Raw genomic sequence first — 23,136 nt, 5'->3', positions numbered from 1 at the left:
GTTACCCGTTCTGCATGGTGCCATGCCCTTTCTCATACGATGGGAATACGGGGGTGTTTATGAAAATTGTATAACCGGGAAGCGGCGGTCCGATACGCGGATGAGTGGTGGAATGGCAGGAATCCGGCATTTCCTTCATTTGACGTTGACTGTACGAGTTATATATCGCAATGTTTGCTCGCAGGCGGGGCGCCGATGTACGGCTATCCAAATCGGGAGCGGGGATGGTGGCTGCAAGGAGGAACATGGAGCTTCAGTTGGTCGGTTGCCCATTCAATGCGGTGGTATTTGGCGGGCTCGAAAAAGGGGTTGACTGCAAGGCAGGTTAGTTCTCCGGAGGAACTCGATCTCGGCGATGTCATTTGCTACGACTTCCAAGGAGATGGACGGTTCGACCATACGACGATCGTCACGGCGAAGGACGGCGCAATGCCGCTCGTCAACGCCCATACGTATGATGCATACCATCGGACATGGGACTATAAAGATTCCTACGCGTGGCGGGAAAATGCCAAATATGTCTTCTTTAAAATCAATGATCAGTTCAGTTGAAAAGGAAAAAGACGGAACCATCGAGGCAATCCGTCTTTTTGGCTTTTCTTTTAATCAATCATACCACAATACTGCAATTGTCCCTTCACCCGCATGAACAGCCAGGGTGGAGCTGATGTCTCCGATTTCCACCGTAAGGCCTGGCACCTGTGTGAGGATCAACTTTTTTAAATCCTCGGCCTGCTCCGGCACATTTCCTTGCATTAAATAGACTTTCCCTTTACCTGTCGGATGGCCACCGGCTACTTTATCGACTAAATACTGAAGCGCTTTCTTTTCAGAGCGGACTTTATCGATTGCTTCCAATTTGCCGCTCGTTGAAATTTGGATAATCGGTTTTACTTTCAACAAGCTTCCAAGGAAAAATTGAACGCCACTCATCCGACCGCCTTTGTACAACTGCTCCAATTGCCCGATGAAAATAAAATTCTTCAATGTTCCTGTCATTTTTTCGAGCTGCTCTTTGATTTCCGGAACGGTTGCACTTTCTTTTTGCAACTCCATCCCTTTTTCTATCAAGCCTGTGATGCCGTATGAAAGGGAGCGAGAGTCGATGAATGTAATCGGGAAGCCCGCGATATCTGCGCCTGCCATGGATGAGGCAAGGGTGCCGCTTAATTCGCCTGATATATGGATGGCAATCGCCTGCTCATAGTTTTCCGCTATTTTCTTGAATTGCTCGGCGAACTCACCGGCAGAAGGTTGGGATGTCTTTGGGAACTCTGTTGCATTCTTAATATTTTCATATAATTGGGTTGGCGTCAGGTCGACACCGTCAATAAATTGCTTTTCCCCGAAATGTATATTTAACGGAATTGAAAAGAAATCGGGGTGCTTTTTCAATTCGTCTGGAATATAGGCAGTGCTGTCAGTTATCCATGCTATCGGCTTCTTCGTCATTTGGCAGTCATCCTTTTCTAAACATTCATTTCTTTCATTACTATACTATAGAAAGTATTATCATGAAATACATATCGGGTGAAATAATTTGGCTGACTGTTGAAATTGGTGAGAGATTCCCCAGTTGTTCTCTTTTCGTGTATAATGGTCATCAGTATACGATACAAAGGGGAGTTCATAAGCATGAATGAACAAGCACTTTCTGTAAGGGAAGCGATTATTGGTCGCCGCTCGGTTAAAAACTTCAACGGGCAGCCGGTCGATCTTGAAAATATAAATTCCATTTTGGAAGATGCAAGATGGGCGCCGACCCATGGCTTGCGTAATCCATGGCGGTTCATCGTTGCGGCCAACAAAGAATATATAAAGTTCCAAGACGTCTTGAAAGAATATGGCGTGCCAAAGTGGAAAGAGTTGTCCGAAGAGGAATTGGAGAAGCAAATGAAAAAATTCCGCACCCCTGGCGCTGTCGTTTTCGTCGTCGTCCAAGAGGATGCTCGTCAAAAGGAACGGCTGGAGGACTATGCGGCAGCAAGTGCATTGATCCAAAATGCGATGCTTCTTGCATGGGACCAAGGGATTGGTACGTGTTGGAAAACGCCGCCTTTCATTGACAATCCAAAATTCCGCGAAGAGCTTGGCGTGAAGCCTGGCGAGCGGATCATGAGCATGCTGCAGTTCGGCTATTATGATGACATTCCAAAAGGACGTGTCCGCACACCGCTTGAGGATGTCGTGACGTATTATGGCATTGAAGAGAATGGCGAAGAGAAATAAGCAGTAAAGAAAGAGCTGTCCAGAAAGTCAAACACTGACATTCTGTGACAGCTCTTTTTTCAAATAAAGAGGATTCGCGTCCAAAGCAAGTCGCCGCGCGTCCAAAGCAAGTCGCTGCGCGTCCAAAGCAAGTCGCTGCGCGTCCAAAGCGAGCCACCGCGCGTCCAAAGCGAGTCACCGCGCGTCCAAAGTAGGTCGCCGCGCGTCCAAAGCAAGTCACCGCGCGTCCAAAACACGTCTCCAGCCATTCAAAGTAAGCCGGCCGCTGCTGAATTTTATTTTCTTAAATCATCTTTCGCAAACTGTGCGAGTTCGTAATAATAATCCCCGATCACGCGCAAACCTTTATCGAAGTTCTCTAAATGGAAGTGCTCGTTTGGCGCATGGAAGTTCTCGCTTGAAAGACCGAAGCCCATAAGGACGACTGGTAAATTCAAGATTTCGTCGAATGCCGCCACGATCGGAATCGAACCGCCCATACGTGTGAAAGCAGTCGGTACATTATAAACCTTTTCATACGACTTGCCTGCGGCTTGGATAGCCGGGTGATCGAATGGTGTAATGAAAGGTTTCCCTTTATCAAATTCGGTAACAGTCACTGTAACGCCTGCTGGCTTATGCTTTTCAATATGTGCGCGTAGTTTTTTTACGATATCTTCAGGATCTTGGTCAGGTACGAGACGGCAAGTGATCTTCGCGCCGGCTTCTGCTGGCAACACGGTTTTAATGCCTTCACCTGAGAATCCGCCGAAAACGCCATTCACTTCAAGGGTTGGGCGTGTCCACGTCTGTTCCAAATAGGAATAACCTTCTTCGCCGAAAAGTTCGTTGACGCCGATTTCCTCTTTCAACGCCTCTTCATCGAAATTAAGGGCACGGTATGCTTCGCGCTCTTCATCCGCCAAAGGACGCACATCGCTATAAAAACCTTCTACTGCGATCGTTCCTTCCTTATCATGGAACGACGAAAGAATTTCTGAAATTGCGTGTATCGGGTTCTGTACGCCGCCACCGTAGATGCCGGAGTGTAAATCGCCTTTCGCGCCTTTTACATCTATTTGTACGCCTGCTAATCCTCGTAAACCATAGCAGATGGCCGGTTTCCCTGGACCATACATTCCCGTGTCCGAAATGATGATAATATCAGCGGCAAGCTTCTCCTTATTTTCCTCGATATATTTCTCAAGGTTCGGGCTGCCGACTTCCTCTTCGCCTTCGATGATGAACTTCACATTCACAGGTAGGCTTCCGTTTTCATTCATAAGTGCTTCAACCGCTTTGATATGCATGAAGACTTGTCCTTTGTCGTCACTCGCTCCACGCGCGTACAATTTATTGTCCCGGACTTCCGGATCAAATGGACCGCTTTCCCATAAGTTCAATGGGTCGACGGGTTGAACGTCGTAATGGCCGTAGAATAAAATAGTCGGTTTCCCTTCAGCGTGCAGCCAATCTCCGTATACGACAGGGTGGCCTTCAGTCGGGTCGATTGAAATGTTTTCCAAGCCCGCTTTTTGGAATGAAGCCTCCAGCCATTCAGCCGCTTTTTGCATGTCATCTTTGTGATCGGATAATGCGCTGATGCTCGGGATGCGTAAAAAATCCTTCAGTTCATTCAAATGTTCTTCTCTGTTGGAAGTGAAGTAAGCGTCCAATGATTCTAAATGGTTCAAGTGAATCCCTCTTTTCAAATTAGTTCGTGATTAGAAATAAGTATATCATGTCAAAGAGAATGAAGTTATTTAAAAGGACGAAATTATTATGGATATGATATGATATGTAAAAGTTGTTAAAAGAACGAACTGATGAAGTACAAATGAAGTACAGATAACTCCGGGAGGAATCACTTTTGTTTATCGCGCTTGGGTTCTTTTTATTCATGTCGTTCTTCCTTTCAGGGAGTGAGACGGCATTAACGGCAGTCAATCGGATGAAAGTCCAGCTACGGGCCGAGCAAGGCGACCGGCAGGCGATTCGGCTTAGAAATCTCATTTCCAAACCAGACCGGATGATAACTGCCATCCTGATTGGAAATAATGTGGCGAATATCATGATGCCGACAATTGTTACGATGATTGCCATCGATAAAGGCTGGCAAGTCGGGTTGGCAACGGGGATTTTGACAGTCGTGCTGATCGTTTTCGGAGAAGTACTGCCAAAGACGATTGCCGCCACGTTTGCCGATAAAATTGCATACGTCGTTGCGCCGACAATCACTGTGCTTGTCAAACTGCTTACCCCTTTGACAGCGCTTCTTGCTTTATTCACAAACGTCTTCATTCGCATCATTTCAAAAGGTGCGGTGACAGAGGCGACGTTGACGAAGGAAGAGCTTCGTTCCATGGTAGACATTGCATCAACCGAAGGGACATTCGAGCAGGCGGAATCGCTCCGATTAAAGGGCGTACTGGATTTTCCTGATAAGGACGTCTCCGATGTAATGGAGACACATCGAACAGATTTAATCGGGTTGCCGATTGAATCTACTTACGAAGAAGTGCGGGACACGATTTTGGAATATTTCTACACTCGTTATCCGATTTACGAGGAAAGTATTGATAGGGTAGTAGGGATATTTTATTCGAAAGCATTGATCGAATGGTCGATGCATCCTGAAAAGAAACTTTCCGAAATGATGGATGAAGAACCGCTTTTCGTCGTTCAAACCGCGAGTGTGGAAAAAGTGTTCAAGCTCATGCTTGCGAAAAAGAAACATATGGCGATCGTCCTTGATGAATATGGAGGCACGCTTGGCATCGTCACGCATGAAGACATCATCGAGGAAATGATCGGACAAGATATCGAGGATGAAACCGACTTTGACGAAGAAGTGCTCGTCTATGAAAAGGATGATCATATGCTCGTCTGTCACGGACGGCTTGAAATTATCGATGCGGTCGACCTGCTAGGTGTCGACTTGCCATCCGATCATGAAACAATCGGCGGTTTCGTCATGCAGGAACTGGGACATGTCCCTGATCCGGGCGAACGGTTTACATATGACAACTTGTTTTTCGAAATCGAAGAAATGGACCGTAGCCGAATTGTGAAGATGAAAATTACGAAACGGTCTGAAGAAAAAGCTCAATAATAAAGCGTATCACCCCGTAAACTGGTGGATTTGCCGGTTGCGGGGTGTTTTTATGATGGATGCTTACACAAATGTAAGTTTCCTGAAAGGGAAAGCGATAGTTTGTAATGGAGAATTCATCGATAATGAGGTCAACAGATACAAAACGGAGGCGTTATCGAATGAAGATGGACTTGACGGAGCTATATGAAGAATATGGCCGATACATATATCATTTATGTTTGAAATTGACACGCAATAAAGAGGAAGCCGAAGACCTCATGCAAGACGTGTGGGTGAAGGTTGTCCGCTATAGCGGTAAAATGGATAGTGTAGATCGTATGAAAGCTTGGTTGACGACAATCTGTATGAATACATTCCGTGATCGCTACAGAAAAGATGTCAGAAGAAGCAAGCATGTGATGAACCAACCTGAAACATTGGACGTTCCGATATTAGATTTGGTTCCCAGTGATAACCCGACGCCGGTAGAAATGATTGAGCAAAACGATATTCAATTGATGGTCCAGCAAAAAATTGGCCAATTGGATGGTATTTATCGGACGACGATTGAGTACTTCTACGTCTATCAATATTCATTGATTGAAATCGCGGACTTGATGAAAGTGTCGATCGGTACAGTGAAATCCAGACTGTTCCGGGCGAAGAAGTATTTGAAGGAATTGATGATGGACGATACGACGGTGCAGGAATATGTCACTGCTTGATAAATTCATCGAATGGATCGCCTCTAGCAAATTAGAGGCGTTTTTTTTATTTGCAGCGCGCGTTTGTTTCTATGTGAAAATACTAGTTTGTTTGCAGGTGGTAAGGGGAAAACTTGTACAGAAGAGTAGAGTGGGGTTGATTGGATGCAGAAAAAGCGAAAATGGGTAAGGCCAAAGTGGTTCGTTCTTATGGGTGTCTTGCTGTTTTTATTAATATATGTCGGTGTAATTGTATGGCATACATATAAGCCTTTGCCTGAAGGGGTGAATTACGCAGGGGAGTTGCATTGGACGGATGACGTCGAAATGCTGACGGATTTGACGTACGCGCAAAACAAAGACGGGGATGGCATGGTGCATGAGCTGTCCATTTTTGAAGAAATTTATAAAATGATAGACGAGGCGGAGGAATTTATCGTGCTCGACTTTTTCCTAATGGATCATTATTCAGATGAAGACGAGGATTTCCCTGAAATTGCAGAGACGCTGACGGCGAAGTTGATTGAAAAAAAAGAGGCGAATCCGAAAATGGACATCATTTATATTACGGATCCATTAAATACGGGCTATGGTTCGTACGAGTCAAAATGGTTCGGAAAGCTTGAAGACGCCGGTATTGAAGTTGTCTATACCGATTTGGATCAATTACGTGATTCGACGCCGATCTATTCGGGTCTGTATCGGACGATTTTCCGTTGGGTCAATGTTGAAAAGGACGGTTGGATTGCGAATGCGATGGCGAGCGAAGCGCCGAAGATGACGCTACGTTCCTATATGATCCTGTTGAATGTGAAAGCGAATCATCGGAAGACGTTCGTGACTGACAAGGCGGCAATCGTGACCTCCGGAAATCCGCATGACGCAAGCGGCTTCCACGGCAATGTTGCCATGAAAGTGAAAGGGTCAGTGTTGAATGACATTTTGGAGGCAGAGGAAGCAGTCATCCGGTATACGAACGGCGGCAGCTTGCCCCGTGCAACTATAAAGGATCAGCATGACGGAGACTACGCGGTGCAATATTTGACGGAAAAAAAGATACTTGACGCGCTGTTAGGTGACATCGCAGCAACGCAACGAGGAGATTCGATCCGTATGGGGATGTTTTTCATCGCGAAGCTGGACGTCGTGGAGGCACTTGTCGAAGCGGCAAACCGTGGCGTCCAAATCGAAATGATTCTGGATCCGAATGAAAACTCGTTCGGAAATGAAAAGTCAGGCCTGCCCAATCGTCCAGTTCTTCAAAAGATGATGGAGGAGACTGATGGAAAGCTCGGCGTACGTTGGTATAACACCGTCATCGGACAATACCATACGAAGCTTGTCGTCGTTCAAACTGCACAAGAGACGTATATTACGAATGGCTCCGCCAATTTGACCGATCGGACGTTGAATAATTACAATCTTGAAGCCAATCTTCGGATCATCGCGCCAAATGATAGCGAACTCACGCAAGAAATCGATGCCTATTTCAAAAGGCTCTGGAACAATGAAGACGCCCTTTACACGCTCGATTTCGAAGAATTCCAAGACGGTTTCACTTTCTACCAACGTGGCATTTACCGATTGCAAGAACTCTTAAAATTGACCACATATTAATAGGGTGCTGCCACCTGAAAATAGCTGCTCGCGAACAGTTATCTGTTTGCGGGCAGCTTGTTTTGTTTTGAATTGTTCGAGTGGCAGAGACCTCTAGTTTTTTAGTCGAATTCAGCGAGTTGCTTGTTTAGTTCGGCCAGTTTTTCTTCCATTGCAGCTAGCCGTTGTTCCGCTTTGTGGACGGAGTCGGCATGTCCGGTCGATTCCAGCTTTTCGACGTCTCCTTGCAGGCTGATGTAATCCATTTTCAATTCTGCAATTGCGGATTCGATCTGTCTTTTATTCATAGGAAAAACTCCAATCGTCTTTTCCTTTAGTGTAGCATATCGGACATTGCTTTTCCGCCCGTTCCCCGTTTTGGATGCTCCAGTAAATAATAGACGGTCTCAAGCACAGTCTCTTTTCCATCTCCTAGATTGAGTGCGATTTGTCGATCGATCGCCCTTTTTCGTAATGTTTCATGCAATAAAGGCTCCATGATGGCATTCAACAAGTTCGATTGTTTCACCTTCCGACCTAGGCCGAGATGGACGAAGCCATGCTGTTCTTTTGGAAAAGCAAGTCCTAGCTCGAAATCATTTTGCGACAGCACCACACAGGGAATGCCCATGACTGCAACTTCGTAAGGCATGTAACCTGAAGCGCATAAAATCACGTCTGCCGTTGCGTAAATCTCCGCAACGTCATAAGGGGGTTGCTGAACGATCGTGTTTCGTCTGCCAAGCGCCATCATTCGAAGGGTGCTTATATCATGAGGATATTTCTCCCCGACTAAAATTGTCACTTTCAAAGGAATCTGCAGTTGGGACACGTGGCGCAAAGCCCGGTATGTCAGATTGCCTTCATCTTCTTCGCCGAACGAAACGACCAGATGGGGAAGTGGGCCAGGTGGCTTTTTCTCCATTCCGGATTGTTTGAATGGGTGCATCAACGGATCGGCAATGAAAAGCTGACGATTGACTGTGTAATGTTCGGGATACTCCTCGCCCGCTTCCTCCAGCAATGTTTGGATAACGAAATCTGCCTGCTTGCCTCCATCGCCAAAATCATCAAAATGCAAAATGGATGGGACAACTTCCCTTATTTTCTCTACTTCCTCTGAAATCGTTGAACCTGAATCACGGATAAGCAGGTCAGGCCTTACGAACCTCAGTGTTTGTATCAAATTGGCTTTTTTGCCGATCGTAATGGAGTTGAACCCATCGGGAGGGGAAGGGGAGTTATCACCAACTATAAATAATACGTTCACTTCATTTACAATAGCTTGTGCTAACAGAGCCGCCCTTCTAGCGGGGTATGAACCTTTTCCATCGGACCTCGCGATGTAAAATGCAACAGTTTTCTTCTTTGAGTTTTCTATCGGAATCACCCTTTCTATTCCTATGAATCTGACTCTCCTTTTTACCCTATGATTTCGAAAAAAGAGTTATGTACAAATACGTGGAATGAAATTGGAAATGTGGTAAACTAACATTTATTCTTGAGGAAACGGAGGGAGTTTCCATTGTTTGATTCGTTATTATTCGACTTGATGCTCGTTATTTTAATCGGAATCCTTTCACAATGGGTTGCATGGAAATACCGCATGCCTGCTATCGTTGTCATGTCTGTCGCAGGATTGCTTGTAGGTCCGATTTTCGGATTGATCAACCCGCAGGAAAGCATGGGAGATCTTTTCGGACCGATTATAACTTTCGCGGTCGCTATTATATTATTTGAAGGAAGCCTGAACTTGGATGTCCGGGAAATTAAAGGCTTCAGTAAGCCGGTAGGCCGGATTGTGACGGTTGGTGCATTCATCGCATGGATTGCGGGTTCACTCGCCGCACATTACTTGGCTGGTTTGTCTTGGGAAGTAGCATTCATCATCGGCGGATTGTTTATCGTGACAGGGCCGACAGTGATCTTGCCGTTGCTTCGGCAAGCGAAATTGAAACCGCGGCCTGCCGCGATTTTGAAATGGGAAGGGATTGTCGTCGATCCGTTCGGTGCGTTGCTCGCTGTATTCGCTTTTGAATTCATCAAATTCATTAACAGCGAAGTGACGTTGAAGGCGCTATTGCTGTTTTTCGCAGCTTCCGCATTCGCTGTGTTCCTAGGATGGATTGCTGCATTAGTCATTGGAAATGCATTTGAGCGGGGGAGCATTCCGGAGTATTTGAAAGCGCCGATTCTATTTGTCGTCGTTTTGTGCACATTCGTATTCTCGGATGAAATCATGCATGAGACCGGTCTTCTCGCAGTCACTGCAATGGGGATGAAGATGGCGAATATGCGCTTAACGACATTGAATGACGTCCGCCACTTCAAGGAGGACATTTCGGTCCTTCTGATCTCGGGTATTTTCGTCATGCTTACCGCTTCTCTTGATCCGAAAATATTGATCGAAATCTTCAACCCTTCGATCATACTTTACGTTGCTGCAATGCTTTTCGTCGTTAGGCCATTGTCGATTTGGATTTCTACGATCGGAACGGATTTGAATGTCCGGGAAAAGCTGTTGATCGGTTGGATTGCACCAAGAGGGATTGTCGCTTTGACCGTTTCAGGTTACTTCGCATCGATATTGCTCGAAAACGGGTATGAAGACGCTGAACTGTTGACTGCGCTCACGTTTGCACTTGTATTTTCAACAGTCGTCTTGCACGGTTTTTCAATTGGATTCATTGCGAAAAAGTTGAATTTGACGACGACAGATGAGTCCGGCGTCGCGATAGTGGGAGGTTCGCGTTTTTCAGCGGAGCTTGCTCAATCAATCAAAGACACCGGCAATGATGTGCTTCTGATCGATCAATCATGGGCAGCATTGTCGGAAGCGAGGAAACGGGGACTTGACAGTTATGTAGGAGATATCCTATCGGAGCAGGTGGAATATCATATTGATTTGACGCCGTATCGGTATATGCTGTCAATGACAAAGACAGATACGTACAATGCCCATGTATGTGCGGACTTCGCGCCGGATCTTGGACGCGATCATTTATTCCAAACAGCGTTCCATGTTGGGAAGGATGTAGAAACATTTACGATTATGGGAGGCCAAACATTGTTTTCACCTTCCATCTCGATCTATAGTTTGGAAGAGCGGATGCATGCAGGCCATGTCATTCGAAAGACGCTGCTGACGAAGCAATACAGCTACACTCAATATTTACGTGAACGTGATGATAAATCAATTTTGCTCTATATATTACGCGCCGATGGGTCCATTGAATTCTTTACCCCACAAGTTGAATTGCAAGCCGTTGCGGGGGATGCAATTATTGCACTCACCTCCCCGGCAAAGACAATTGAACGGGTGAAGGAACGGTTGGAAGAGGAAAATGGAGAAAAAGAAATTCCTTACGAAAAGTTGGAGGAACTGTTTACAGAGGAACCACCAAGTGGAAAACGTGAAATACCAGGCGCTGCGCCTATTTCGACAGAAAACGCCAAATGAGCCCGATTTAAGGTAAATGGTCTGACTCTTGTGTTACCATTGAAAATGGAGAAACAGCTTTGAGGAGGATGACCATTGAAAGTTTTGTTTGTAGACGGGACCATTATCGGCAGCAAAACAGGCGCAGTGCTGGATACGGTCGAAGGATATATAAAAGAAAAAGGCAATGAATTCGAAATTGAGCGGATGAATCTAGCGGATTATGACCATCAATTCGTAGACGGTCGTCCGTCAGAACAATATAATGCAGACATGAAGGAAATGGTCCGGAAATTCGAAGAAGCGGACGCTTATATTATCGCTACACCTATTTTCCAAGGCTCTATCCCAGGCGTGCTGAAAAATGCGTTCGACATGCTGCATCCGTACGCGATGCGCTACAAGCCAGTTTCGATTGTTGCAAACGGTGGCACTTACCAACATCATCTAGTCGTCGAAAATCAGCTGAAGCCCATCTTAGACTACTTCCGCTGTCTCGTAACACCGAATTTTGTTTATACCCACGAGAGCCATTTCGATCAAGACAACCGCATCATTGACGAAGACGTCCACAATCGTCTGCGCGAACTGGCAAGAGTGTTCACGAAATACACAGAAATGAGCAAAGACCTATCAACAGATATACTGGATGCTCAATAAATTCCCTATAAAACCCGTCGGCCACCTTCAAGGATGGCTCGGCGGTTTTTTACGTAAATGAATAATATTCTGTCTTTTCAACAAAAAGATACTGCGAATAATGTCGAAGTATAGTAGAATGTGAGGAAACTACCGCAAATTCAACTATGGAAGGATGATGTACATGGAGAAGCCTTTTATCAAAGATAACCGCTTCTGGTTATGCACCATCGCCATCATTATCATTCCAAATATGTTAGAAGTAATCTTCTTCCGACTTTTCAATATGCAATTTGAAAATCCGATTTGGTATGAGGTGATTGAAACAACAGCCATACTCACCCTCGCCATACCGATTTTCATTTTTTTATTTAAAAAAGTAAACCGATACGAGAATGAACTTGAATTTCAACTGATGGAAAACGAGAAAGCAATTGCAGAAATCGGACTGAAAAACTTGGAACTCTCCTATTCGGCTGCAAACGATTATTTGACCGATCTGCCGAACCGCGCGCAATTATTCAACACGCTTGATCGTATTATAATAACGTCACAATTTGAAAAAACCGGCATCTTCTTCATCGATTTAGATCGGTTTAAAGTCATTAATGATACAATGGGCCACCTCTATGGCGACATTTTCATTAAACTCGTTTCCAAACGTTTGCGGAACAGATTGTCGGATGATAATATGCTATACCGTCATGGCGGGGACGAGTTCATCATTTTGGCTCCCCACTCGGATTTAACCGAATACGAAAAAATCGCAAAGGAAGTTGTTGACGCTTTCAATGAGCCGTTTTCAATAAGTGGCGATGAAATCTTTACGACGGTCAGTGTAGGGATCAGCATTTACCCGGACCATGGAAAGAATACTGAAACATTGCTTAAAAATGCGGACAAAGCAATGTATTCCGCGAAAGAGGAGGGTGGGAATACATACTGTTTCTATTCCTCTAAAGAAGCGGAAGGCGACATCCGTAAGATGAAATTGGAAAATGGACTCCGGACGGCAATCGAGAATGAGCAACTAACCTTGCACTACCAACCGGTTGTTGACTTGCAAACGTCCAAGATCATCGCTGTAGAAGCATTGCTTCGTTGGGAACACCCTGAATTAGGTTTCCTCTCGCCGATCGAGTTCATTCCCATTGCGGAAAAGACCGGTGCTATTATCCCCATTGGAAAGTGGGTGTTGGAGACGGCATGCCGCCAAGTGAAACAGTGGCAATCCATCGGTTTTCATGATTTAAGTGTTGCTGTGAATGCTTCGATCCGTCAAGTGAATGAAAAAGGATTTCCTATGGCAGTGGAAAATATTTTACATGAAACCCAGCTGAATCCACGTTTTTTAGATATAGAAATTACAGAGTCGCTCATGCAGAATGACACCATTTCTGGAGTTGTTTTTAAACAGTTGAAAGCAATAGGCGTTAAAATTTCCATTGACGATTTCGGTACAGGCTATTCCTCGTTGAGCGTGCTCAGTTATTTGCCAATCGATCGTTTGAAAATCGACCGCTCCTTTGTGAAAGACATGTTGGAGCATAGCAAAACAGATTCGATTGTTAGAACAATCATCGATATGGGAAATCATTTAGACATGAAGCTTGTTGCAGAGGGAATAGAAGAGGAAGAGCAGCGTGAAGCATTACGGCAATACGGTTGTCATTTTGGCCAAGGCTATTTAATAAGTCGACCCTTGCCTGCGAGTGAGCTCGAAGTTCTTTTAAGGGAGCAGAAGTAAGGGAGGGGTGAAAGGCGATTGAAAAACATGGATGCTGTATTTCTTAATCAAGTCTTAATGAATGGAATCCAAGATATTTTATTAGTCATCCGAGTAGAGGATGGCGACGATCTTTTTTATGAATTTATTAATCAAGTGGCAATGGATCGAATCGGACTTACTGAAGAATCGGTTGGTAAAAGATTGCAGGAAGTCCATCATGCAGAGGATTATCGATTTTTTCGTTCCAATCATCTGCAAGTGATACGCTCGAAAAGGGAGTTTGTTTATGAAGATGCCTTTCGGTCGCCCCGAGGGAACCTTTATTATTCAGAAACGAGACTGACACCGTTGTTCGATGATAACGGAGACGTTGTCCATATTGTCGTGTTAGTGCATGACATTACAGACAAGAAACTTGCGGAAGACGAACTGGAAAATTCAAGAATTGAGCTTTTGGAAAGTCGCGACCAATTCAGAATCATTGCCGAGAATTCCACTGACTTAATCGTCCTTATCAATGCGGAGGGCAATGTCGACTATATCTCCCCCTCTACGGAAGACTTGCTTGGTATTGAAGATAAGGACTTCATCGAACGGCCATACTCCGATTTTGTTCACCCGGATGACGTAATGGTCCTCCATTTCACTGTAGACGATTCAGCCGGAGACAACCGGCATATGAAGCAGGAATATCGGATGAAAAACAGTGACGGCGATTGGGTATGGTTCGAATTGCACGGCTCGGCTGTTTTCAATGAGCAAGGCGAATTTATACATTTCGTTGCTGTCTCACGCGATATTTCATCCCGGGTGCTCTATGAAGATAAATTAAAGCATATTGCGTATCATGATGTATTGACCGATTTGCCGAACCGCCGCTCCTTCTATAATCAGCTGACCGAAGCGCTTACTGGAGAGCAAGGGCAAGTTGCTTTGTTCGTTCTAGATATCGACCATTTCAAGGAGATCAATGACGGCTTCGGGCACGATCGAGGTGACCAAGTCATCAAAGAATTTGCTAGCCGACTCCGTGATGCTGTGCAAGACCGGGGCACTGTCGCGAGGCTCGGGGGAGACGAATTCGCGGTGATCTTGCAGAATATCAAGTCATTAGAAGAAGTCGTCAGCGTGGCGGAGGGCATTTTACAATCCATCCGTGAACCTTGGCATTTTGGAGGACAAGTATTTTCAGTGACAACAAGCATCGGCGTGGCAATCTCTCCGGTAGATGGAGAAATTACAAATGATGCGATTAATAAACAGGCGGATCTCGCATTATACAAGGCGAAAGAAGCGGGACGGAATTGCTTCCGAGTCAATACATGAACAGAAAAACCTTCTTGGCAAGCTGCAAGAAGGTTTTTCTATTTCCGCGAGGCATGCAACTAATGGCGTTCTCCCGTATAATCGTAGTATGTAGAAAGGGGAAATACTCATGTCCAAATCAGTAGTCTTAGCCGAAAAGCCATCTGTGGCGCGAGATATCGCACGTGTGCTCGGCTGTAATAAAAAAGGGAACGGCTTCTTGGAAGGTCAAAAATATATCGTCACATGGGCACTCGGCCATCTGGTGACACATGCAGATCCTGAAGGGTATGGTGCCGAATTTAAGGAATGGAAGCTTGAATATTTGCCGATCATTCCGGAACCATTCAAATTGACGCCAATCCGACAGACATCAAAGCAATTCAATGCTGTGAAAGCACAGCTGCGTCGAAATGATGTAAGTGAAGTCATCATCGCGACAGATGCCGGGCGGGAAGGAGAGCTGGTTGCGCGTTGGATACTTGAAATGGCGAAGAACCGCAAGCCTGTGAAGCGCCTTTGGATTTCATCTGTGACCGATAAAGCGATTAAAGACGGCTTCAATAATTTGAAGGACGGCCGTCAATACGAAAACTTATTTGAAGCAGCGGTCGCCCGCGCAGAAGCGGACTGGGTCGTCGGCATTAACGCGACGCGCGCATTGACGGTGAAATACAATGCGCAATTATCAACAGGACGTGTACAGACGCCGACGCTCGCGATGATTGCTGAGCGTGAAAGACAAATTCGTGAGTTCAAGCCAAAATCCTATTATGGATTACAGGCATTGACAGAAACGGCGAGGTTCACATGGTCTGATAAAGCAGGGCAGACGCAGTCGTTCAATAAAGAAGCAGTAGAGAATTTATTGGCGAAGCTGGATGGGGTTCATTCCGGCAAGGTGAAGGACGTAAAAACGGCGCCGAAGCAGCAGCCGGCCCCTCCATTATTCGATTTGACGGAGTTGCAGAAGGAAGCGCACCGACGCTGGAGCTGGTCAGCGAAAGAGACGTTGTCAACATTGCAAAATCTATATGAACGTCATAAGGCAGTGACGTACCCGCGGACAGATTCGAAACATTTGACGTCGGATATGGCGGGTACATTGAAAGAACGCATCAAAGCTGTCGACATCGGACCATACCGGAAATCTGTCAATGTATTGCTGCGCTCGAATGCAGTGAAGCCGCAAAAAGGCGTCATTGACGATAAACGCGTATCCGATCATCATGCGATCATCCCGACGGAGGAGACGCCGGTTTATCAAAACTTATCCGATAAGGAACAGCGTCTTTATGATTTGATCGTAAAACGTTTCCTTGCGGTTTTCTTTGGACCGTTCCGTTATGAGCAAGTGACTGCTGAACTTGAAGTAGGCGGAGAGTTGTTCAAGGCGAAAGGAAGGACAGTCACGGACGAAGGATGGAAGGCGGTTTATTCCACAGATGAGGAAGAAGAAGATACGGACCGTTTGCCTGCCTTTACGAAAGGGTCGGAAGTGAAAATCCGTGCCATCGTCATGACAGACGGACAGACGAAACCGCCAGCGCGTTTCAATGAAGGAACATTGCTTGCAGCGATGGAAAATCCGACGCAATTCATGGCGGGAGAATCTAAGGAACTGATCAAAACGCTGGGCGAAACAGGCGGATTGGGAACAGTCGCGACGCGTGCGGATATTATCGAAAAGCTATTCAGTTCGTTTGTCATCGAGAAAAAAGGGAATGACATTTACACGACTTCGAAGGGCAGACAGCTGCTTGAGCTTGTGCCGGAAGATTTGAAATCACCTGCATTGACAGCTGAATGGGAGCAGAGCTTGACGAAAATCGCCAATGGGAAAATGAAAAAAACAGCTTTCATGAAAGACATGATCGATTTCTCGAAGAAGACGGTCAGTGAAATTAAAACAGATGAGAAGAAGTTCAAACATGATAATGTAACAGGGAAGATGTGCCCGGATTGCGGCAAGCCGTTGCTTGAAGTGAATGGCAAACGCGGCAAAATGCTTGTCTGCCAGGATCGTGAATGCGGTCATCGCCGCAATGTCTCACAATTGACGAATGCCCGCTGCCCGAATTGTAAAAAGAAACTAGAATTGCGCGGGGAAGGCGATGGAAGAATCTTTGTTTGCAAATGCGGCCATCGGGAAAAGCTCTCCGCATTTGAAAAACGCCGATCGCAGTCAGGCGGTAAAAAGGCTGATAAACGCGATGTGCAGAAGTATATGAAAAAGCAGGAAGAGCCAGCGAATACTGCGATGGCTGATGCGCTGAAAAAACTGTTTGAGAAGTGAAATCAGTAAAATAGACTATCGAATAATCAGATTTTAGCTCTTTTGCAGGATTTATTTGGATGAAAAGTATGGATATACTATACCTAACTGAAACTACTGGGAGGTGAGTGACATGAATGCCATTATGACGTTTGCATCCGCAGCCGATCAATTACAGCGGTATGACGCCGTCCGACGGAGGAATGCGGAGCAAGCCTATGACCGCCAGGCGGAATACAATGGACGCAATCAAAAGACGCTGAATGATTTGGAAGCGCTGCTGACTGGTAAAAACGAGCCAGACATTCAGCCGGAAAGCCAGGAATTCCGAAAATTGGATGCCGGTCTCGTAAAACAAGTTATTCTTCCGCTTGGAAAGACGCTGGAAGAAACGATTGATGCGTGGCGGGATGTGCGCCGTGAAGCAATTTCGGTGCCGGAACCGACAACCGCGGATCATCAACTAGCTGCAACGGCTTCAGCTAAAATCATGGATACAGAAGCGCGCCTTGCCCTTCAAATGAGGGAACGAACGCAGAGGGATGCAGAGGTGAGCCGTGAAAAGGCGGAAGCGCTCAAAGTGGCATCCATGGATCTTCCGACCGACCTTGAACGGGAAGTACTTTTGGAACGGAAACGATTCGTCAAGGCAATTTCCGCTTATTCGATTCAAACTGAAGCGAAGCGGAATGGTTTTATTGCCGAATGGCCACGGTTTAATGCTAGTGCGTAAGAGGGAGGACCGTCATATTGGCGGTCTTTCTTGCATTCCGGAAAGGTGTGGGGAGATGGCAAAGGAGAAGAAATCGGCGAAGACGAATGCAGTGCGGCTATTGGAAAATGAGCAAGTACCATATGAGCTGATGACTTATGATGTGAATGACGGCCAGTTGGATGGCGTGTCAGTTGCTGCGAAGACGGGGCAAGCGGCCAAATCGGTCTACAAGACACTGGTGACGATAACTTCACCAAAGGAGTTATTTGTTTTCATCATCCCGGTTGCTGAAGAACTGGATTTGAAGAAGGCGGCGAAGGCGGTTGGGGTAAAAAAGCTGGAGATGCTTCCGCTAAAGGATTTGACGAAGGAAACGGGTTACGTGCGTGGAGGCTGTTCTGCGGTCGGCATGAAAAAGAAATATCCGACGGTTATCGATGTATCCGCGGAAAATCTGGAGAAGATGATCGTCAGTGCAGGCAAGCCGGGTTTGCAAATGAAATTGGCCCCGGAAGATCTTGCCAAAGCGGCAGATGCTTCGTTCTTTGACGTTTGTAAAGACTAGGAACATTTCTTGCACACCCAACACATGCTACAATAGGGATAATCAATAAGACTATCATTATTGTCGGATAGTGCGGAAAGAAGAATGCGAATGAGAAAGATAATACTATGGAGATGGACTTTCTTCCTTGTCGGTATGATCATCCTGTCATTAGGGATTACAATGACGATTAAAGGACAGCGTCTCGGCATTGGACCTTGGGATGTCCTGCATGTCGGTTTGTACCGGAATTTCGGTTTGACGATTGGGACGTGGGGAATTATAACAGGCCTCCTTATTGTTGTTGGTACGGCTTTTGTGCTTAAGCAATGGCCGAGGTTCGGAACTTGGCTGAATATGGTGCTTGTCGGTGTATTTATCGATTTGTTCAATTGGCTACTTCCGGAATTCCATTCGATGACCGGCCAAGTGATCATCTTTACGTTTGGCGTAGCAGTTATGGCTTATGGGATCGGTATTTACGTCGCACCGAATTTAGGAGCGGGTCCGCGTGACAGTCTCATGCTCATCTTTGTCGAGAAGCTTGGGTTTGGCATTAAAAAAGTACGGACGACAATTGAAGTAGTCGTGGCGGTCGCAGGTTGGCTGTTAGGTGGTCCCGTAGGCTTGGGAACTGTCCTCATTGCTCTTTTGATCGGTCAAATTGTCCATTATGCTTTGCCGCAGTGCCAGAAATTATTAATGAAGCTTGCAGATGCAGAGGCGGAACAGGCTTTTGGTATCGTTGAAGTGGCTGCCCGACTTCCGCGGGAGGAGGCGCTTCAGGAGAAAAATGAAGCACCTCGAAGAATACCAGTGGACAGCAAGCAGTAAATTTCAAAAAACCTTTTGGAAGCACGTGCAGACAAGCCGTGCTTTTTTTTATTTCTTGGGCATATGGTAGACGTATGAACCTAGTAACTGAAAAGAAAGGATGGTCATCATATACGGTACAATTACGGAATATATGGGGACAGCTTATACGGGACGTGGGATTTCGCATCAATACGATAAACTGATTGACACCGCGGAGAAAACGATTTTTCTAAAAGCACCGCCAACGAATGTCATATCCGGCATATTGAACGATGCGGCATCGCGTTTTATCAAACGTGGGTTTAATGTGGACCGTTTCAATAGCCCGATCAATCCCGATAATGCGGATGCCATTTTTGTGACAGAGCTTAGCCTATTCATTCTTCAATCCTCACACCCCGTGTCACTCGAGCCTACCGAACTCGGAGGGCGTCACCGTGTCATCAGCTTCTACGATATGTATGATGAGGAACAGCTGAATAGCCGATCATATGAGATTGCAGAGATTCTCCAAGAGTCGAATAAAGCGAAGTCGAAAATGCTCGCCGCCATGTCCGAAGCGAACCGGATCCATGATGAATGGGAAAAGGTGAATATTGTAAGGATGATGTGGAAAGAGCATGAGCAAATGATTGATTCATTGAAAGAAGAGCTTTTTGGAATGATGAAATTGCATAAGAAATCGATGGTTTCTCATCGTATACCGGGGTCATTATCTGTAGGAGGTTCGCGCGATTACCTTCCATCCATCACCAATCGGATGAAACGACGGATACTGATGAAAGGGTTGTCGGGCACGGGGAAATCAACGATGTTGAAGGCGCTCGGAAAAGAAGCGGAATCCCGAGGGATCGATGTGTTGTACGGTTGGTGCGCGCTTGAGCCGAATAGCGTCGATCTTGTTTTATTACCCGAGCTGTCTGTCTGCTTGTTTGACGCGACGGCGCCGCATGAATATGATCCGGAAAGCCCGGCAGATGAGATTTTAGATTTGTTTCCGTTATGCGAAGAAGATGCGGAAGCAGATGAGAAAATCGAGGAAATTAGCGGGAGATATAAGGAAAAGATCATGGACGGAACAGGCTATATGCATGCGTTCGCCCAGTCGGAAGAAAGGCTGCGGGAATTGCTCGATAAGACGATCGCCCGGAAAAAGTTTGAGGAAAAGGCCCGGCAATTATCGGAATGGATAGATGTGTGAATCGGTTCTTTCGGCGAGTTCAGCCCCTATGTGCTAAAATGGGGGCATAACCCGTTTGAAAGGAAGATCAATTTGTCAAAAGTCCTCGATGCATTTTTACAAGAAAATTTACAGGAATTGCGCGACCAAGGTCTCTACAATGAAATTGACCCGGTGGAAGGTCCAAATGGCCCGATCATCAAAATTAAAGGGAAAGATCTGATCAACCTTTCCTCGAATAACTATTTAGGTCTCGCGACTGACGAAGATTTGAAAAAGCTTAATATCGCCGCGACTGAAAAATACGGCGTTGGCGCAGGAGCGGTCCGTACGATCAACGGTACACTTGATATCCACATTGAACTGGAGAAGAAGCTTGCGGAATTTAAAGGAACGGAAGCAGCAATTTCATACCAATCCGGCTTCAACTGCAATATGGCGGCCATTTCAGCTGTTATGAATAAACAAGATGCGATTCTTTCGGATGAGTTGAATCACGCCTCTATTATTGATGGCTGCCGACTTTCCGGGGCGAAAATTATCCGTGTCAATCACCAGGATATGGACGACTTGCGCGCGAAGGCGAAAGAAGCGAAGGAATCCGGTCAGTACGGCAAGCTTATGTATATTACGGATGGCGTATTCTCGATGGATGGCGATATTGCGAAGTTGCCTGAAATCGTGGAGATCGCGAAAGAATTCGATTTGATCACATACGTGGACGACGCTCATGGATCAGGTGTGCTAGGCAAAGGAAAAGGAACTGTTAAGCATTTCGGCCTTGAAAAGGAAATCGACTTCCAAATCGGTACATTGTCGAAAGCAATCGGTGTTGTCGGCGGATATGTCGCGGGAACGCAAAACTTGATCGACTGGTTGAAAGTGCGCTCCCGTCCATTTTTATTCTCGACAGCATTGCCGGCAGGCGACGTTGCGGCAATCATGGGCGCTTTGGATAAAATTATGGCTTCCACCGAATTGCATGATAAGTTGTGGGAGAACGGCCACTACTTGAAAGACGGCTTGAAGAAGCTAGGCTTTAACATCGGCGTCTCGGAAACACCAATTACGCCATGCATCATCGGTGACGAAAAGCTGACACAAGAATTCTCGAAACGGTTGATCGAAGAAGGCGTCTACGCGAAATCGATCGTCTTCCCGACAGTCGCAAAAGGCACGGGCCGCGTTCGCAATATGCCGACTGCGGCGCATACAGAGGAAATGCTCAACGACGCGCTCGCCATCTATGAAAAAGTAGGGAAAGAATTAGGGGTAATTTCTTAATATGTGAAATGACTGTCGTATCGGCGAAAATTGCCGGTGCGACAGTTTTTTGAATGGGCAAGAAGATGAGGAACGGCTCATTAAATCGCGCAAGGGCTCATTCTTTTTGAGAACGGCTCATTCTTTCGCGCAACGGCTCGTTTATCCTGAAAACGGCTCATTCTTTTGCACAACGGCTCGTTTATTCCAGGAATGGCTCATTAAATCGCACATAGGCTCATTCTTTTCACTCGCATATTCGAGAAGCCGATACATTTATTCATATTAAATGATTAAAATAGGAGAAAAGGGGTAATAGATGAGTAGAAATACAATCTAAAAGGTGGAGCGTATGCGATATAATGAAAGCGTGCAACTTTTGCAATCGAACGGCAAAGCCGGTGCATCGATTGTAAAGTTTAGATATGAGAAAGTGAAAAAAGTGATGATTATGATTATTCGTGAAGCCGGGATTATTTCTTATGAGGAGCTTGCGAGCAGAACAATGAAGCTATTATCGACACTGGACGGCAATATCCAATGGTATATGGAAGCGATTGTGACGGACCTCGAGGCAAGGGGTCAATTGGAATGCCCATTGCTGAACGGGCAATTGTTTGTGACATCAGCCAGTTGAATGATTTTATACAATAAAGAAAACCCATCCTCCTAAAAAGATGGGTCTTCTTTGCGTTGTCCAAATTTCAACTATCGTGTTGGCAAATGGACCTCTTTGGAAACTTCGTCGTGAAACACGGTTGTGAGTTCACCACTCGGCAGTTCAATGTCGTACTGTGGCTGTTCGTTCGGCCGTATTTCAACAATTAGGCCGCGCCTTCCGTCCTTTAATTCAACGAAAGCGTTTTCCACAAAGATCATGTTTTCACACCTCCTTTGTCGAAAAAGTCCCCTCCGCCATTCTCTTTAATGTGTGATGGACGACGAAGCGCTGCATTCCAACAGCTTGTTTGGACGCAAGGACAGCTTGGTCTTCAAACACATCTTGCTTTTTCTGTCTGAGGGCAATAATTGCCTTCAGCGAATGGACCATCCATGGAGTTCGGAGCTTCTGTACATGTTCGGTAGCTTTCCCCATGTTATTACTCATTGTATACCCGATCCCTGCGTAATAATCACGGTACGCAACATTCTCCATTGATTTCGAAGCGTCTATCAAACCTCTCCAGTCCTTTTGAAACACTAGCAAATTCGCTTTATATACTTCTTGTACTTCTGCATTGGCATACGATTTTAAGATTTTCTTCAATTGAGTTATGATTTCCTCTTCCGTCCCGTGCGCAAGCGCATGCGCATATCCGAAAATCGGCTTATTTCGATGATTAGTGAGATAACGGTCAATCAGTTTTAAACTTTTCGATTTGTAAATGATATAGAAAGGGTACCCCATTGTCATAATAAAAGTGAAGACCATGACGATCGTGAAAACAAGCCATGTCTGCATGCCGGACGCGAATAAAGATAACGCTAGTAGAACGCTTATAGCGATAACAATTATGAAATTGACGTATTTACTGAACATCGCACACCTCATGTTTTTCCTTAAGTATAACAGAAAAATCAGAGGAAAAGATTAAACTAGGAGAACTGTTATTGTGTTTTTCAGAAGAA

Annotated in this window: 24 protein-coding genes; 17 read left to right on the top strand and 7 right to left on the bottom strand. The window is 45.7% G+C overall.

Annotated features, from left to right (window positions below; genetic code table 11):
* Positions 1-66: 66 nt before the first annotated feature.
* Positions 67-552 carry an amidase domain-containing protein gene (locus SLU01_RS13130; RefSeq protein ID WP_147059067.1) on the top strand — a complete coding sequence of 162 codons (486 nt, stop codon included), beginning with the start codon at positions 67-69 and terminating at the stop codon, positions 550-552.
* Positions 553-606: 54 nt separating this feature from the next.
* Here the strand turns inward: SLU01_RS13130 and fakB are convergent, their stop codons facing one another.
* A complete protein-coding gene (gene fakB, locus SLU01_RS13125; protein WP_147059065.1) occupies positions 607-1,452 on the bottom strand; it encodes a DegV family protein in 846 nt (281 codons plus the stop codon).
* A gap of 183 nt (positions 1,453-1,635) precedes the next feature.
* Between fakB and SLU01_RS13120 the strand changes: the two genes are divergently transcribed.
* Positions 1,636-2,229, top strand: coding sequence for a nitroreductase family protein (locus tag SLU01_RS13120; protein ID WP_147059063.1), 594 nt, complete (start codon positions 1,636-1,638; stop codon positions 2,227-2,229).
* Between the two features lie 59 nt (positions 2,230-2,288).
* On the opposite strand, the gene SLU01_RS13115 is transcribed toward SLU01_RS13120, so the two are convergent.
* Together SLU01_RS13115 and SLU01_RS13110 are read right to left on the bottom strand one after the other, a co-directional pair.
* Positions 2,289-2,477, bottom strand: coding sequence for a hypothetical protein (locus SLU01_RS13115; protein WP_147059061.1), 189 nt, complete (start codon positions 2,475-2,477; stop codon positions 2,289-2,291).
* 27 nt (positions 2,478-2,504) lie between these two features.
* On the bottom strand, positions 2,505-3,902 hold the full coding sequence (locus SLU01_RS13110) for a dipeptidase (protein ID WP_147059059.1): 1,398 nt from the start codon (positions 3,900-3,902) through the stop codon (positions 2,505-2,507).
* A gap of 176 nt (positions 3,903-4,078) precedes the next feature.
* Here SLU01_RS13110 and SLU01_RS13105 point away from each other — a divergent pair, with 176 nt between their 5' ends.
* From SLU01_RS13105 to SLU01_RS13095, 4 genes are all read left to right on the top strand, one after another.
* Positions 4,079-5,320, top strand: coding sequence for a hemolysin family protein (locus tag SLU01_RS13105; RefSeq protein ID WP_170232715.1), 1,242 nt, complete (start codon positions 4,079-4,081; stop codon positions 5,318-5,320).
* Positions 5,321-5,375: 55 nt separating this feature from the next.
* The gene (locus SLU01_RS18370; RefSeq protein WP_281288395.1) at positions 5,376-5,510 is read left to right on the top strand and encodes a hypothetical protein; all 135 of its coding nucleotides are present in this window, start codon (positions 5,376-5,378) and stop codon (positions 5,508-5,510) included.
* Positions 5,482-6,027 carry an RNA polymerase sigma factor gene (locus tag SLU01_RS13100; protein WP_147059057.1) on the top strand — a complete coding sequence of 182 codons (546 nt, stop codon included), beginning with the start codon at positions 5,482-5,484 and terminating at the stop codon, positions 6,025-6,027. The genes SLU01_RS18370 and SLU01_RS13100 overlap by 29 nt, the downstream gene beginning before the upstream one ends.
* Positions 6,028-6,171: 144 nt before the next feature.
* On the top strand, positions 6,172-7,623 hold the full coding sequence (locus SLU01_RS13095) for a phospholipase D family protein (RefSeq protein ID WP_147059055.1): 1,452 nt from the start codon (positions 6,172-6,174) through the stop codon (positions 7,621-7,623).
* Positions 7,624-7,724: 101 nt separating this feature from the next.
* Here SLU01_RS13095 and SLU01_RS13090 read toward each other — a convergent pair whose 3' ends face one another.
* Together SLU01_RS13090 and SLU01_RS13085 are read right to left on the bottom strand one after the other, a co-directional pair.
* Positions 7,725-7,910, bottom strand: a complete 186-nt coding sequence (locus SLU01_RS13090; RefSeq protein WP_147059053.1) for an SE1832 family protein — start codon at positions 7,908-7,910, stop codon at positions 7,725-7,727.
* A gap of 26 nt (positions 7,911-7,936) precedes the next feature.
* On the bottom strand, positions 7,937-8,992 hold the full coding sequence (locus SLU01_RS13085) for a PseG/SpsG family protein (RefSeq protein ID WP_170232714.1): 1,056 nt from the start codon (positions 8,990-8,992) through the stop codon (positions 7,937-7,939).
* Positions 8,993-9,127: 135 nt separating this feature from the next.
* Between SLU01_RS13085 and SLU01_RS13080 the strand changes: the two genes are divergently transcribed.
* From SLU01_RS13080 to SLU01_RS13030, 11 genes are all read left to right on the top strand, one after another.
* On the top strand, positions 9,128-11,062 hold the full coding sequence (locus SLU01_RS13080; RefSeq protein ID WP_246110983.1) for a cation:proton antiporter: 1,935 nt from the start codon (positions 9,128-9,130) through the stop codon (positions 11,060-11,062).
* Between the two features lie 75 nt (positions 11,063-11,137).
* Positions 11,138-11,701: an NADPH-dependent FMN reductase gene (locus tag SLU01_RS13075; RefSeq protein ID WP_147059049.1), complete on the top strand. Its 564-nt coding sequence runs from the start codon at positions 11,138-11,140 to the stop codon at positions 11,699-11,701.
* 163 nt (positions 11,702-11,864) lie between these two features.
* Complete coding sequence (locus SLU01_RS13070; protein WP_170232713.1) at positions 11,865-13,427, top strand: putative bifunctional diguanylate cyclase/phosphodiesterase; 1,563 nt, start codon at positions 11,865-11,867, stop codon at positions 13,425-13,427.
* A gap of 27 nt (positions 13,428-13,454) precedes the next feature.
* Entirely contained in the window at positions 13,455-14,735 is a 1,281-nt protein-coding gene (locus SLU01_RS13065) for a diguanylate cyclase domain-containing protein (protein WP_246110985.1), read from the top strand.
* Between the two features lie 109 nt (positions 14,736-14,844).
* A complete protein-coding gene (locus SLU01_RS13060; RefSeq protein WP_147059043.1) occupies positions 14,845-17,010 on the top strand; it encodes a DNA topoisomerase III in 2,166 nt (721 codons plus the stop codon).
* Positions 17,011-17,122: 112 nt separating this feature from the next.
* Positions 17,123-17,722 (top strand): hypothetical protein, encoded by a 600-nt coding sequence (locus SLU01_RS13055; protein ID WP_147059041.1) that lies wholly within the window; start codon positions 17,123-17,125, stop codon positions 17,720-17,722.
* Positions 17,723-17,777: 55 nt separating this feature from the next.
* Positions 17,778-18,269 (top strand): Cys-tRNA(Pro) deacylase, encoded by a 492-nt coding sequence (gene ybaK / locus SLU01_RS13050; protein ID WP_147059101.1) that lies wholly within the window; start codon positions 17,778-17,780, stop codon positions 18,267-18,269.
* A 90-nt stretch (positions 18,270-18,359) separates the two neighbouring features.
* Positions 18,360-19,082, top strand: coding sequence for a YczE/YyaS/YitT family protein (locus tag SLU01_RS13045; RefSeq protein WP_147059039.1), 723 nt, complete (start codon positions 18,360-18,362; stop codon positions 19,080-19,082).
* Between the two features lie 100 nt (positions 19,083-19,182).
* Positions 19,183-20,265, top strand: coding sequence for a hypothetical protein (locus SLU01_RS13040; protein WP_170232712.1), 1,083 nt, complete (start codon positions 19,183-19,185; stop codon positions 20,263-20,265).
* A 72-nt stretch (positions 20,266-20,337) separates the two neighbouring features.
* On the top strand, positions 20,338-21,528 hold the full coding sequence (locus tag SLU01_RS13035) for a glycine C-acetyltransferase (RefSeq protein WP_147059035.1): 1,191 nt from the start codon (positions 20,338-20,340) through the stop codon (positions 21,526-21,528).
* Between the two features lie 331 nt (positions 21,529-21,859).
* The gene (locus SLU01_RS13030) at positions 21,860-22,144 is read left to right on the top strand and encodes a DUF6958 family protein (RefSeq protein WP_170232711.1); all 285 of its coding nucleotides are present in this window, start codon (positions 21,860-21,862) and stop codon (positions 22,142-22,144) included.
* A 71-nt stretch (positions 22,145-22,215) separates the two neighbouring features.
* Here the strand turns inward: SLU01_RS13030 and SLU01_RS18045 are convergent, their stop codons facing one another.
* Entirely contained in the window at positions 22,216-22,386 is a 171-nt protein-coding gene (locus SLU01_RS18045; RefSeq protein WP_170232710.1) for a hypothetical protein, read from the bottom strand.
* A 4-nt stretch (positions 22,387-22,390) separates the two neighbouring features.
* The gene (locus tag SLU01_RS13025; RefSeq protein WP_147059031.1) at positions 22,391-23,047 is read right to left on the bottom strand and encodes a hypothetical protein; all 657 of its coding nucleotides are present in this window, start codon (positions 23,045-23,047) and stop codon (positions 22,391-22,393) included.
* Positions 23,048-23,136: the final 89 nt, after the last annotated feature.

The organism is Sporosarcina luteola (assembly GCF_007991495.1).
GTDB classification, from domain to species: Bacteria; Bacillota; Bacilli; order Bacillales_A; family Planococcaceae; genus Sporosarcina; species Sporosarcina luteola.
This window is presented reverse-complemented; position numbering and strand designations above follow the sequence as displayed.